Consider the following 14,912-nt stretch of genomic DNA (forward strand, 5'->3'; position numbering starts at 1 on the left):
GAAAGGAATAACGGCGGGAGACTGCCAAAATACAAGGCGTCGGAAAATTTTCCGGTGCTTTATTTTATTTAAGAAGGGAAGAAAAAGAATGAAGCAGGAGACATTTGCGGAGATAAAAGACAGGATTATTTATGTATTGGAAAACGCTGAGGCGGCAGAGATAAAATCCAGACCCTACGAAGCCTATCTGGATATGGTGAAAACATTCCGGGTATACCAGTACGACGGAGAGAATGATTTTAATATCACCTGGGATGATTTGGAAAAATGGGGTGTAAAGCTGGAGGCAGTCAAGGAAGCGGCGGAACGGAACACTCCGGTATTAATCCCGCCCATGGTCTACCAGGTTGTTCAGACTCCGTCAGGAATCCAGCAGATAGAGACAGGGGATAGCATGGAGGCTATTTTGGAGTATATGGCACATATGGATAATGGGGTAGATCCAATGTACATGGTGACGAATATCACGGGCCAATACGGGGCCGGCAGTATTTTAAACGAACTGCTGTTGGAGAGGATTGCGGAGTTGTGGAAAGAGGATATTATTTTACTGCCCTCCAGTGTGCATGAGTTTTTATTGATACCCTTCAGTAAAAAAAGAATGGAATTAAAGGATTGGCAGGAAACGGTATCATTCATGAACAGCACAATGCTTCTGGAAGGTGGTGTCCTGTCGAACAGCGTATATCGGTATGATTGGATTAAAAAGAAGATTGTGATTGGGTGTAGCCCGGAGCTCGTTGATTAAAATTCAGAGATCTGATAGGAGAAGCAGCGATATAGGCTGTGCGCAAGTAATCGTGTAAGATCATGATATTAATATTACCAGCACTGCTGGAGGAAAAGGATGGAAAAATCAATGAATAAGAACAGAGATTATTGTAAGTTTGTAGAAGATATTAAAAAGGAAGTACAGGATATAATCAAGGATTGGGGAGCAGAGGCTGTGTTTGTGCCAGCCGGCAGCCCGGAGACAGAAGATTGCCTGATTGTAAAAATACCAACCGATGAGGGAATGGGAATGCAGCGTTTTTTTATGGAGGAGATTTATCAGGATTTAAAAGATAAAAGGGGGACGATGGAAGAAATTGTGGAAGAAGTCAGAGATTCGCTGAAGATGGCGCGCCAAGTGTCGGAAATGGGGGTGCTTGACAAGGTGGACAGTTACGATGAAATCAAAGATTCTTTAATTTTGCGTCCACTCAATTATGATGCCAATGCAGAAAAACTGGATAAAGGAATATTTTATCAAATTGGTGATGTGGCGCTGGTATTATACATAAATATAGGAAGTATGAAAGATAAATATGTCAGCAGTATGGTCAGCTCTAACGTGCTTTCTATTTGGGAAAAGACAAAGAAAGAGGTGATTGAAACTGCAATAAGAAATACATACCGTTTATTTCCCCCCAGGATGGTTGATGTATATTCATTGTGCTTTGGGCTGTCAGAAGAACAGGAATTTATGCATATGGTTCCGGAAACAGTAAAAAACAACCGGGGAGACGGGATATTCGTAACCACGGTGAATTATGTGAATGGAGCTATTGCTGTTTTTACGCCAGGCGTAATGGAAAGGCTGAGCGAATTGCTTGAAAGTGATCTTTATTTTGGTTTCCTTAATACGGAGGCGGCGGTGATCCACAAGAGTAACCTGGTATCGCCGGAGGTAATTCGAGACGCTTTAAGGTTTCAGAACAATGATTGTGGCAGTGAGGAATTCCTTTCGGAAAAAGTGTATTTTTATAGTAGGGAACGTGACCGAATTGAAGTGGTCGGATAAATGATTTAAGATTGAAGTGAACTTCTTATGTCGTATTAGTGGCAAGGAACTGTTGGAGAGATATCCAGTAGTTCCTTGCTTTTTTTATGCTGTTTTACAATTTTTCGTCAAAAGAGGATTTGTTTTAGACGTATTGAAAATCAGGAATAATACCGCTAATATAAATCCCTTATATAGAGCAGTACAGTTTTTTTGCCATGACCGTTAGCGAGCGAAATACTGAAAAATGGATTAGCTGTCCATGTGCGATGATATATATGGAGAACCATAATGATACTTCCCTCTAAGATGTGAAACTCATCGGGTGGGCCTGGACGACAAAGTGCAGGATATACGAAAGTATATATGTGGCTGTTGGCAACAGCTAAATATTAGTGAGATTCATTCCGCCCTTTCGTTTGTGGGAGATATTAGGAGGCGATTGTATCAAGGCAGATGAGAATAAAGCACTATTAAATGTAACCGAATTTTGTACATATCTGGGTATTGGGCAGACAAAAGCGAGAGAACTTCTTAACAGCCCATACAGCACGTTTACTGTACGCATTGGAAATCGTCTATATGCGAATAAAAAGCAGCTGGATAAATGGCTTGATATGCAGTGTAGTAAATAAAATTTTAAAATACTGTTCAAATAGAAATGGGTGATTTGCTAAGGTTAAATTACGCATTTTTCTTTAATGCAGAGCAGTGAGGTGCATTATGGGAAAAGATTTAAAAGGAAAAGAGATTGGCAAAGGATTTTCGCAACGTCCAGAAGGTACATATGAAGGGAGGTATGTTGATCGTTTCGGTAAACGGCAGAGTTTATATGATAAGAATTTAAAAAAGTTAAAGGCTGCTGTGGATAAGGCAATATTTGAAGATAAGAACCATATGAACGTTGTAGACGAGAATATAACCCTAGATGAGTGGTATGAGAAGTGGCTGACAATCCATAAATATAAAGTGATTCGGGCTAATACCAAAAGACATTATGTTCAGGTTTATCAGAAACATATCAAGCCAAGTTTAGGAAGACAGAAATTAATTAAAATAACACAGCTCCAGATAAGGGGACTGTTAAAAGACCTTGACGAAAAAGGTTATCAGTTTGAAACAAAGAACAAAGTCAGAATATTGTTGTTGGATATGTATAATAAGGCGATGATTGATGATTTTGTTTTGAAAAACCCAGCTAAGGGTATCCGAATTGTCCGTGACGAAGAAAAGGATATCCGGGTTCTTACACCAGAAGAACAGGCAGCATTTTTTGAATGCTGCAAAGGGACATTTTATGATAACCTGTTTACTGTGGCAGTAAGTACCGGACTTCGGCCCGGTGAACTCTGTGCATTAACATGGGACGATATTGACTGGGAAAAAATGGAGATAAAGGTAACTAAAACATTGTTATATCAAAAGCTGGAAGGTGATGAGCAGAAAACTTTTCATATTGGTCCGCCAAAAACCAAGTCTAGTATAAGGAACGTCCCGATTAACAGGCAATGCTCGCTTGCACTAAAAAAACAAAGGATGCAAAAAAATGTTGTTGCTGTTAAATCGCCTAAAAGACCTCTGGATGGGTTTGAAAATCTTTTGTTTACGACGAAATACAACACACCAATTAATGCAGAAATATATTGTGAAGCAATATTAAGGATTGTAAATGAGATTAATTTGATGCGGGATGTTTTGGAGGAGTTTGAAGTTTTTTCAGGACATTGTTTTAGGCACACATTTGCAACACGCTGCTTTGAGGCCGGAATTCAACCTAAGACGGTACAGCAGTATTTAGGACATGCAAACCTTCAGATGACGATGGATTTGTACACACACGTATTGAAGGTTTATAAAAAGAACGAAATGATGAAACTTGAGAATTCGCTTGATGCAGTTATGGACGTAAGTGAGGAGATGGTGGAAGATAAATTTAAGAACTCAATGGAGGATCAAAATGGCGTAGAAAACAGATTGATATACTTCGATGGCGTAAAAGTGGTGTAGAAGTGGGTGGGGATGGCGTAAACCATCCCCGGAAAGCTTGTAAAATCAAGGGGTTTCGGGTATAATAAAAAACAAATTAGTTCAATTTCTACGTCTATCAGGAAACTCCGTATATTTTGGGCGAAGATGCATAAAATACAACCACATAAAAATGACCGCAACTCCACAGGAGGGGCGGTTATTTTTGTACCTTTTCAGAGCATCCGGATACCGGATTTTAATGTGAAAAAGGCAGCATCAATTTCGCTTGAGAGTTCCTGATTCTCATGCTATAATTTCTACATGTATTTGGAGTATGGTAAGGTGGAAGGAATCCGCCTTACCGCATAAGAGAGCAATCCGAAACGAAAAATGGGGGAAAGAAACCATGAAATACGAAAATGCCGGACAGATGAATTTTTTCTCGGAAATGGCGGAACATCAGATTTCGGCACGTGAATTTTTCAGCAACGTTCTGCTGGATTCTCTGGATAGAAATTTCGGCTTAAAGCATGTGCTGATATCCTATTTCGATACGCATGGAACATTTCTTTCATGGATCAATCGGAACGGAATCCTGCTGGACTGTGAAGAGCATCCATACAGGAAATTTGTTGCAAATGATGTAATCAGGCATGTGGTGTATCAGGACGCGGTCCGTGACCACCTGACTTACTTTAATGTGATGCCAAGGCTGTATAAATCCACGGACGTCATCAGCCCTGTCGATTACGCCCACTCCGCCTACGTCCGCTTTCTGGAGGAAAACTTCCATGCCCATTACAGCGTGACGATGGCATTCGGCATTAACGCCTATATCCAGGTTGCCTTTTTTAAGAGCCTGGAGAATGGGGATTTTACAGACCAGGAAATTGAGGCGCTGAATGAAATCTACGTCTATGTGGCCAACTCCTATAAGAATTTCAAGAAATACGAGCAGGCCAAGATCGTGTCTAATATTCAGAGTGAGATCATTTCATCCGGTGAAAAGGCCTATTTTGTCACGGATGATTTTATGCATATCATGAGCTATAACAAGACGGCTCAGAGTTATTTAAAAGAGATCCTGGGCCCTTCCATCGCCGAACAGATCAGCACGACCACACCATGCAGCTGGCTGCCGTTCTTGCTGGGCGGCGAGGAGGAGAATTTTACGGCAGACCGGGTCCAGACACGGGTTATTAAAAATTATATTTTTACAATCTATACGTACGATCAGAGCTATTCCAATGGGATCATCGACCGGTATCACTGGATTACCATCTCCAGGAAAGAGGAAGGAAAGCTGCTGGAAGGCTCCGGCACCATGCTGCCGCTGACACAGGCGGAGCAGCGGGTGGCGGAGCTCATGTACAACGGACTGACCTACAAGGCCATCGCCGATGAGCTTGTGATCAGCTATCATACGGTGAAGAAGCATGTACAGAATATCTATACCAAGTGTGGAGTAAAAAGCCGCTTTCAGTTATATAAGTGGCTGGAAAACAGAGAGCAGTAGGTTACCAGGATGCAAGCAGAGGGAAAGGTAATAGGGTCTGATGTATGGAGCGAAGAAAGGCTGGATTTAAGAAGAAAAACGGGACATACCGGTGGATTTTTGTTGTATTTATAGTGATCTGTATTTTAGCGAGTGCTTTTAGTTTTTTGTATTACAGGAACCTGCATAAGACCATAAGAGAAGAGAGCAGGGCATATCTTCAGGAGGTTTCCAGAAGGGTTGCCGCCAATCTTGACCGCATAACGAAAGATAATTTCGCCATGCTTAACATGATGGGAGCATCCCTGGAGACGACGGAGCCTGAGACTATGGAGGAAGTCAGGCAGCTTTTGCAGAAGCAGCAGGGGTTTGGCGAGTTTGAAACAATCATGCTGGTGGAGGAATCCGGAAGAGCATACAATATTGCGGACAGCAAATCGGTATTTTTTTCCTTTGATGATGCCATGCTCGACAGCATGCTGGCCAATAAGTCCGCGATTGCAAAAGCCCAGATTATGGACAATAAAGAGTATTTTGTTTTTGCCGTTTCCCTGGATCATGTCACGGTCGGCGGGGAAAAGATTATGGCGCTGGCCGCCTGTTATGACCCGGATACGCTGAATCAGGTGCTGTCGATGACCTCTTTTAACGGGCAGGCATATTCTCAGATTATCACGAAATCGGGGACTCTTGTGACAAAGGCCAGCTTTCCATTTGCCATGAAGAGCGGTTATAATATTTTTTCCACGCTTCAGAATGCGGAGATGGATGAAAAAGAGAATCTGACGAAAGTATACAGCGATATTGAGAATAATGTCGCGGACCAGATCAGTTTTTCTTTAGACGGTGTACATAGATATATGGTTTATACGCCCATTCAGCCGGATGATTGGTATCTTCTGACCTTTGTTCCGTTTCAGGCGGTGAACGAGAAGTCGGATATGCTGCTGGTTATGACACTGCGTATCTGCGGGCTGCTTGTAATTCTGTTTTGCGGGCTTGTGGCCATCCTGTTCTGGATCTTCCGTGCAAATAAAAGAAAGCTGGAGAGACTCGCTTACGTGGATGGGATAACCGAGGGGAATACCATACAGAGGTTTTATGAGCTGGCAGCCGAGATGATGGAGTCAGTACCGGAGCAGAAGTATGCGCTGGTCTATACCAATATAGAAAATTTCAAAATTCTGAACGCGCAGATCGGACGGAAAAACTGTGATATGATCCTAAAGCAGTTTTACAAATATTTATCCTCTGTACTGAATAAAAACGAGTGCATGGGCAGGCTGTTTGCCGATAATTTCTGTATCATGCTGCTCTGCCGGAGTGAAGAGGAGATGATAAAGAGATTTAAAGACTGGTCGGCCGGAGCCGAGACATATATCGGCAGGCTGAATCCCGCATGGGGGATGCCCCAGATCGAATTCGGCGTCTATGTGATCGAGAACAAGGATATGCCGTTTCCGGAGATGATCGACAGGGCGAAGCTTGCGCTGAAGGAGACGCTGCGGCAGGCCGGCAGCAAGCTGCGGTATGCATTTTACGATGACGCTGCCCGTTCCCGTATGTTTCGGGAGAAGCAGCTGTCGGATGTGATGGAAGATGCTCTGAAAAACAGGGAATTCCAGGTGTACTTGCAGCCCAAATACCACCTTCCCGAGGAAAAGATCGGCGGGGCGGAAGCGCTGGTGCGTTGGTGCAGCAGGGCGGAGGGAATGATCTATCCGGACGAATTTATCCCATTGTTTGAAAAAAACGGCTTTGTCGTTACGCTGGATCTGTGGGTATTTGAGGAGGTCTGCCGGACCTTATGTTCCTGGACAGAACGAGGAGTGAAGCCGGTGAAGATCTCTGTCAACTGTTCCCGCGTCCACTTTAAAAATGAGAAGTTTTTACAGGCCTATCTGACCATCGCAGAGCAATATCAGATTGACAGGAGCCTGATAGAGATTGAGCTTACGGAGAGTGTGGTTTTTGAAGATACAGAGCGCCTGATTAAGATCATTGAACTCATCAGGGCAGCGGGATTCGGTTGTTCGATGGATGATTTCGGAAGCGGCTACTCTTCTTTGAATCTTATTCAGTCGATTCCCGTTGATACCTTAAAGATTGATAAGGTGTTTTTCAAAGATAAGACAATGGAATTAGACCGCCTGAAGGCTGTGGTTGGCGGCATCATCCGCATGTCCCATTCCCTTTCGATGGTGACGGTCGCGGAAGGCGTGGAGTACAGGGAACAGGTGGAGATGCTGAAGCAGGAAGGCTGCGACTACATTCAGGGGTATATATTTGATAAGCCCATGAACATTGCATCGTTTGAACAGAAGGCTTTTGGTGAAAGTTTAGCGGAGGTGCGCAAAAGTGATCCGTTGGGAGAACCGGATTAAAGTTAAGAAGGCGGGATTGATCGTCCTCACGTGCGGCATGCTGTTTCTGACCGCATGCGGGGGAAAAAGGGATAGCGGCAGTCATGACGTCATTTCTCAGAAAAAGGTGGAAGAGGGCAGGACTGCGGTAACCATTCTGGTAAAGTATGCGTTTAGTATCAACAGCTTTGAAAAAGCAGTGGAAGAGAAATTTCCGGATATCGATATTATCCAGATTGGTAATTATACTCCGGATATGGGAATTGAAGAATACAGCCGGAGGCTGGAGCACGACGATCTGACGGATATCGTGATGACGTGGCCGCTGGATGTAGGGGAAGAGTACTGGTCGGACAGACTCCTGGATTTGTCTGGTGAAGATTTTACGAGCCGATACAAGCTTTCAATGTTAAATAATATTTCCAGGGATGGAACGCTTTTTTATCTGCCGGGACCTTCACAGGTGAGAGGAATTCTGTATAATAAGACCCTGTTTCAGGAAAACGGCTGGGAGGTTCCCAGTAATTATGAGGAGTTTATAGAACTCTGTAAAACCATAGAAGCCAGCGGAATCCGGTCGATTCAATTGGGATTTGAGAATTCGGAGGTCTTAAATACGGCGTTTACCGGTTTTAATTATGGCAGCTGCTTCAGCAAGCCGGAGGATCGGCAGTGGATCGCGAATTATAACAAGGGAACCGGCAGCTTTGGGGATCATTTCGGCCCCGCGTTAGATGTCTTTCAGCAGATGACGGAGGAAGGAATCTGGAAGCCCTCTGATTTGGAGATTGAGTACTCCAAACGGGAGACCATGCTTTACGCCAGGGAGTGCGCCATGGTCGAGGACTCTGCGCTTCTGGCCAGAAGGGGGCATGAAATTTCCAAAATGGGTGATGAGTTTGCGCTCATGCCGTTTTTCAATCCAGGCAGCAGCAACGACTGGGCACGGCTTTATATGGTGTGTTATGTGGGAGTGAACAAACATTTGGCGGAGCCTGAAAATCGCGATAAGTATCGTCAGGTGATGAAGATTATGGATTTCATTTCCACGCCAGAGGGACAGGAGGCCATGATGGCGGACACCGGAGCGATGTTTTCCAGTCTGAACGACATGGACCTGCCGGATGTCCCTGAAATAGAATCGTTAATTCCGGTACTGCGCGCCGGCCGCTACGCGGTGTTCGGCCAGCTGGAGCATGCGCAGGAAGCGCTGGAGGAAGGCCTGGCGGGTATGCTGAGGGGAGAGAAGACGAAAGAGGACGTGATTCAGATGGTGGATGAGCAAAATAGAAAGCCTGTTCATAAGGCTGATCCGGAGATCTATGGAACCGCGGCTTCTGACTTCACCCTGATTCAGACGGGAAATTTTATTACGGATGCCATGCGCAGGCAGAGCGGTGCGGAGATCGCCCTGTTCATGGATAATGGGAAAGATGGCTTATATAACGGCAAGGGACTAAGCGGCAGACTCTACAAAGGTGATGTGACGAATGTGGATTTAAAATGCATTCTTCCGGATCTGAAGAGTCCCGATACCGGAGAGATGCGTGTAATAAAAATGACCGGAGAAAACCTGATCGAGACTCTGGAAAAATCGATTGTTGTGGAGAATCAGTCCGGCTGGTTTTACTATTTTTCCGGACTTTCCATGAGCTATGACCCTGCGGCGGAACCGGGAAAGCGAATCGGGACGATACAGACAGCGGATGGAAAAGCGATCGATAAGGAGAAGGTCTATACGGTTGCCATTATGGATACCATAGTTCCGGAAAGCTTTATCCTCGAGAGTGAGAGTACCGGTATGACGGTTTATGATGTGCTGGTGAAGACGCTGAAGGAGAAAAAGAATATAGAACCGGTAGAGGATGGACGGTTTGCAGCCAGGTAAGGGCTGTATTGGAGAATATTGTTTTTTCGTATAAATGAGATAAAAGTGTGAGAAGAGAATAGCTCAATCAGAGATGGTTTATTTCCTGATTGAGCTGTTTTTTTGTTTGGTATGAGCCGGAAAACCACCTGAGTGATTCCGAAAGACTCCCATTTCCCCGTCGAAATAGGGAATGTTCCCTATACGAAATACTACAGATGGCCACTTTTTTCAGCACGTCAGGTTTGATATAATTTTAACATACAAAAAACAACTCCGGGACAACTGAAAAAGATGTAATCATGCAGAAGTGCCGGAGAGAACGACCATTGGGAGGAGGGGGCCGATTGTCACAACAGGGAATTATTTTCAATATTCAGCGTTTCACAATCCATGACGGACCGGGGATGCGGACGGAACTGTTTCTAAAAGGGTGTCCGCTGCGATGCAGATGGTGCAGCAATCCCGAGAGCTGGACGGCGCATATCCAGCCGGGCATCTATAAAAGCAAATGCATTTCCCGCAAGAACTGCGGTTCGTGCGAGGAAGCCTGTCCGGCAGAAGGCACGCTTAAATTTACACGCGGAAAACTGACTTTAATCGACCGGAGTACATGCACCAATTGTCTGGCCTGCTATCAGGCGTGTCCGTCGGACGCGATCAAGCAGTGGGGGCAGTCGATGTCCGTGGAAGACTGCATGAAGGAGATCCGAAAGGACCGGGGCTATTACGACCGTTCCGGCGGAGGCGTTACCGTATCAGGAGGGGAACCGCTCATCCAGAGCGATTTTGTGGCGGAACTGTTTCAGGCGTGCAAGGACGAAGGAATCCATACCTGCTGTGAATCCACATTCTGCGCTGACTGGAAGGAAGTCGAGAAGGTTCTGCCGTATACGGACCTCATTATCTCCGATATCAAGCACATGGACAGCAGGATTCATAAAGAATACACGGGAGCAGACAACGAAAGAATCCTGGAAAATCTAAAGAGACTGGCCGGCGGGGACCGGGAACTGATCCTTCGGATTCCGGTGATCCCAAATGTCAACGATGATATGGCCAACATAGAGGCCACAGCCGATTTTATCATAAACGAGCTGGGCGGCCGCGTCAGAACGCTGCAGCTTTTAAGCTTCATGCGTCTTGGGGAAGAGAAGTACGCCTCCCTGGGAATGCCCTATCAGATGGAGGACGTGAAGATCAACAGAAAGGTCTTTCAGAAGCATGTGGGCGAGCTTGCAGAGTATTTTAACAGCCGGGGAATTCACTGCCTGGTGGGAACAAAGGAAAAACAGTAAACCAATTTATATCATATTTTCAGGAGGAATTACAATGAACGAGAATCACACAAACGCGTGTGGAACAGAACCTTTCGATCATGTCTACAGTCTGGGTTACCAGGTTCACCATGAAGACTGGTCCCCATTTCCAAGGGTAAACATGCTCAGACAGACCTTTTTAGACAGACCTTACGAGGTCGATGTGGAGCGGCTGAGGTTGGTGACGGAAAGCTATAAAGAGCATGAAGTCTGTCCACGCAAGCTTCAGTGTGCCTACGCTTTTGAGAACATTTTGCTGAATACAAAGCTGTATATTGACGACGGAGATCTGATTCTGGGTGAGATTGCCGCTCCGCCCAAGGCGTCGCCGATCTATCCGGAGTTTTCCGTGAACTGGATCATCGAAGAGATCCTTCACTCCCCGTTTGAGGAGCGCGAACACGACCAGTTCTACATAAGAAATGACGATGAGAGAAAAGAAATTATCGAGCTGTGCAAATACTGGCAGGGCAGAACCGTGGATGATTTAATCAATGTGCGGCTGGAGGAAGAGCAGATTAAGGGTTCCGAAGCAGGAAAGAAGATCTTCCAGACGAATCTGTACCATTTCGCAGGCGCCGGACATCTGGCCATCGATTATGCGAAGCTGATGAAGGTCGGTTACAACGGCCTGATCGAAAATGCCAAAGCGGGTCTGGAGAAGCTGGATAAGAGAGATCCGGAATACGGCGACAAGCGGGATACCTACCAGGCTATGATTATCATGCATGAGGCTGCGAAAAAATACATCATGCGCTATGCGAAGCTGGCTGATGAGTATGCCGCCAAAGAGCAGGATCCGGTGAGGAAGAAAGAGCTGGAAGCCATGGCGGATAACTGCCGTCAGATCGCAGGCGGTGTGCCGAAGACGTTCTGGCAGGCAATGCAGTTATTTAATATTGCCACAACACTCATTCAGGTTGAGAGCAACGGCCACTCCATATCCTACGGCCGTATGGATCAGTGGCTGTATCCGTACTATGAGGCGGACATGAAAAACGGCACCATCACAAAGGAATTTGTCCTGGAACTGATCGAGGTCGAATACGTAAAGATGAACAATCCGACCAAATTAAAGGATAAGGGAAGTATGGCTGTGCGCAACGGCCGCGGTTTCGGAGGCGAGAGCCTGACCATAGGCGGCGTGGACAGAGACGGCAATGACGCCACCAATGACTTGACGATGCTGATGCTGGAAGGTTCCGCCCATACCCGCATGATGAATCCGTGGGTCTGCGTGCGTATGCATGAAAATACCCCCTATGAATTAAAGGTCAAGACCGTGGAATGTATCCGCGCAGGCTACGGCCATCCGAAGCTTTTCAACGATGCCCCGGCGATTAAAGGCATGATGAGAAAAGGCATGACCCTGGAAGAAGCGAGAGATTACTGTGTCGTAGGCTGTGTGGAGATTGATCTTCCCGGCAAGGAGTACGGCTGGCACGACGCCGCCTACGTCAACACGGCGAAGATGATGGAAATGGTGTTAAACGGCGGACGCTGTCTGGACTGCGGACCTCACTGTGCAAGATGGGAGAAATGCGGCGCTCTCGGCGGCCATCTGGGACCGGATACCGGAAGCCTGGATACCTACCAGAGCTTTGAAGAGGTTCTCGAAAGTGTAGATAAACAGTTTGCTTACTGGACCGATCAGATGTGCAGCAGCTTGAATATCATTGACAACGCCCACCGCGCCTTAAAGCCGGTACCTTACGTATCCGCGTTTTATGAGGACTGCATGGAATCGGGCAGGGACTTGACAGAAGGCGGAGCCAAGTATAACGGCACCGGTCCGCAGGCCAGCGGCATGGCAACCTGCGCGGACAGCCTGGCTACGATCAGGCAGCTCGTGTTTGATGAGAAGCGCTGTACCGGTTCTGAACTGCTTGCAGCGGTGAAGGACAACTGGAAAGGTCATGAAAAGCTTTACGCCCTTGTAAACAGCTCCAAGGTTCACCACTACGGCAACGACGACGACTATGCGGATGAACTGTTCCGCTACATGTTCGAATGCTACTGCAGACATATCAGAGGAAGAAAGAATCCGAGAGGCGGCGAGTTCAGCCCGGGAGTCTACTCGGTCAATGCCAACGTGGCCATGGGCTTGAATACCAACGCATCCGTGGACGGCCGTAAAGCGGGAGAGGCGATCTCCGACAACATGGGACCGGTTCATACCGACGGCGGCTCCCACGATATCTGCGGCCCCACAGCGCTTGTTAATTCCCTGACAAAGGTGGACCACTCCCTGGCGTCCAACGGCACACTGATGAACTTAAGATTCCCGGAGGAATCCGTGGCCGGCGTCGAGGGAAGAGACACTCTGATTGGATTTATCGATGAGTATATGGCAAAGCAGGCGATGCATGTTCAGTTCAATATCATGAGCTCCGCGACAATGCGGGCGGCGCAGAAGAAGCCGGAGGACTACAAAGACATGCTTGTGCGTGTAGCCGGATACAGCGCGTATTTTGTCGAACTGGGCAAGCCGCTGCAGAAGGATTTGATTCAGCGTACAGAGCTTCATTTCTAAAATACACGGAATATATATAGGGGGATATTATGACTTTTGAGTTTGATTTTATACTGGTTGGTCTGATGCAGATTTTTGGATTCTTTGTACAGGGATGTACGGGATTTGGCTGTACCGTTATCGCTGCGGCGGTTACGAACGGTCTTCTGGGAACCGCGGAGGGGGTACCGTACGGAACGCTCCTCACAATTCCATTCTTATACTATCTGGGCGTGAAGGCATGGCGTGAGGTCTCCTGGAAAGATTTAGTGAAAATCGTTGCACTGTGCGCGCCGGGAATCCTGATCGGCAATTATCTGTTTTACAAGATCAGCCCGACGACCGCGAAGATCTGTATCGGCGCCATGGTTACCATCATCGCCTTGATGAACATTTATAAGCACATTATCAGACCGCTGGTTCTGAAAAAAACAGATGAGGAAGACGCACCCGACACAACCGGCAGGAAGATTTTCCGCTATGGATGTCTCATATTAGGTGGTATCGTTCACGGCGCGTTTACCATCGGCGGCCCGCTGATTACGGTTTACACCATCGAGGCGGTAAAGGATAAAGAAAAATTCCGCAACACGATGAACATGGTATGGGTGGTCTTAAATACCTGGAACATCTATACCCAGTTCCGCAACGGCGCATTCACACCCCGCATGTGGAGCGCTCTGGCAATCGGCCTTCCCTGTGCCGCGATCGGATTCTTCCTCGGCATGGGCTTCTTAAAGAGAATTAACCGTGAGCAGTTCCTGCGTATCGTATACTTAGTACTTCTGTTTATCGGCGCAAATATGCTGATCACCAGCCTGATGGCAGTTTTGTAAAAAAGGAGAAGAACAATGAAAGATTTTCGTTTTAAAATACCTCAGAATATTGAATTTGGAATGGGAAGCTTAAAAAAGCTTCCCGAGATCCTGAAAGAAAACGAGTCGGAGCACGTATTCTTAATCTCTGACCGCGGACTGGAGAAAATCGGCGTAGTAGGAAAGATACAGGACATCATCGAAGAGGGAGGAATCCGGTATACCTCCTATCTGGATGTCATTCCGAATCCGACCACCGATATCGTCAATGAAGCGGCCGCTCTCTATAAAGAATGCGGAGCGACCAGCATCGTTGCTCTTGGCGGCGGCAGCTCGATGGACGTGGCGAAGGCTGTAGGCGTGCTGGCGAACTACGGCGGCAGCATCACGGACTATGAGGGAAATCATAAGGTTCCCGGCCCGATTGTGCCGATGATTGCGATCCCCACAACAGCGGGAACCGGCAGTGAGGTAACCGCTTCCGCAGTCATCACGGACGAATCCAGAAATTACAAGCTGTCGGTGTTCAGCTATGAAATTCTGCCGAAATACGCGGTTCTGGATCCGGAACTGATTATGACGGCGCCTGCGTCCATCGCCGCGGCCTGCGGTGTCGACGCACTGATTCACGCCATTGAGGCGTACATTTCCGTCAATGCTTCCCCGTTCTCGGATGCAATGGCTGAAAAGGCAATGGAATTAATCGGCGGAAACCTCCGTCAGTTTGTCGCAAACAGAAAGAATGAGGAGGCGGCCAGCGCCATGATGGCAGGCAGCAATTTCGCGGGAATTGCCTTCGCATGGGCAAGAC

Annotated in this window: 11 protein-coding genes; all 11 read left to right on the forward strand. The window is 46.8% G+C overall.

Annotated features, from left to right (window positions below):
* Positions 1–88: 88 nt before the first annotated feature.
* The gene (locus ACLTD4_RS23130; RefSeq protein WP_278836989.1) at positions 89–748 is read left to right on the forward strand and encodes a DUF5688 family protein; all 660 of its coding nucleotides are present in this window, start codon (positions 89–91) and stop codon (positions 746–748) included.
* Between the two features lie 99 nt (positions 749–847).
* Entirely contained in the window at positions 848–1,783 is a 936-nt protein-coding gene (locus ACLTD4_RS23135; RefSeq protein WP_278836991.1) for a DUF5688 family protein, read from the forward strand.
* Between the two features lie 374 nt (positions 1,784–2,157).
* Entirely contained in the window at positions 2,158–2,397 is a 240-nt protein-coding gene (locus tag ACLTD4_RS23140; protein ID WP_278836992.1) for an excisionase, read from the forward strand.
* Positions 2,398–2,485: 88 nt separating this feature from the next.
* The gene (locus tag ACLTD4_RS23145; RefSeq protein WP_278836994.1) at positions 2,486–3,769 is read left to right on the forward strand and encodes a tyrosine-type recombinase/integrase; all 1,284 of its coding nucleotides are present in this window, start codon (positions 2,486–2,488) and stop codon (positions 3,767–3,769) included.
* A gap of 367 nt (positions 3,770–4,136) precedes the next feature.
* A complete protein-coding gene (locus ACLTD4_RS23150) occupies positions 4,137–5,246 on the forward strand; it encodes a response regulator transcription factor (protein WP_055659495.1) in 1,110 nt (369 codons plus the stop codon).
* 44 nt (positions 5,247–5,290) lie between these two features.
* Entirely contained in the window at positions 5,291–7,609 is a 2,319-nt protein-coding gene (locus ACLTD4_RS23155; RefSeq protein ID WP_117634223.1) for a GGDEF domain-containing protein, read from the forward strand.
* Entirely contained in the window at positions 7,584–9,476 is a 1,893-nt protein-coding gene (locus tag ACLTD4_RS23160; protein ID WP_117634221.1) for an ABC transporter substrate-binding protein, read from the forward strand. Before ACLTD4_RS23155 ends, ACLTD4_RS23160 begins: the two co-directional genes overlap by 26 nt.
* Before the next feature lie 326 nt (positions 9,477–9,802).
* A complete protein-coding gene (locus tag ACLTD4_RS23165) occupies positions 9,803–10,753 on the forward strand; it encodes a glycyl-radical enzyme activating protein (protein WP_117634219.1) in 951 nt (316 codons plus the stop codon).
* A 34-nt stretch (positions 10,754–10,787) separates the two neighbouring features.
* Positions 10,788–13,307, forward strand: coding sequence for a glycyl radical protein (locus ACLTD4_RS23170; RefSeq protein ID WP_117634218.1), 2,520 nt, complete (start codon positions 10,788–10,790; stop codon positions 13,305–13,307).
* Positions 13,308–13,336: 29 nt separating this feature from the next.
* Positions 13,337–14,122: a sulfite exporter TauE/SafE family protein gene (locus tag ACLTD4_RS23175; RefSeq protein WP_055659501.1), complete on the forward strand. Its 786-nt coding sequence runs from the start codon at positions 13,337–13,339 to the stop codon at positions 14,120–14,122.
* Between the two features lie 15 nt (positions 14,123–14,137).
* Positions 14,138–14,912 (forward strand): iron-containing alcohol dehydrogenase (locus ACLTD4_RS23180; RefSeq protein ID WP_412331586.1); only part of this gene is annotated, 775 nt, incomplete at its 3' end.

The organism is Hungatella sp., from assembly GCF_046966825.1.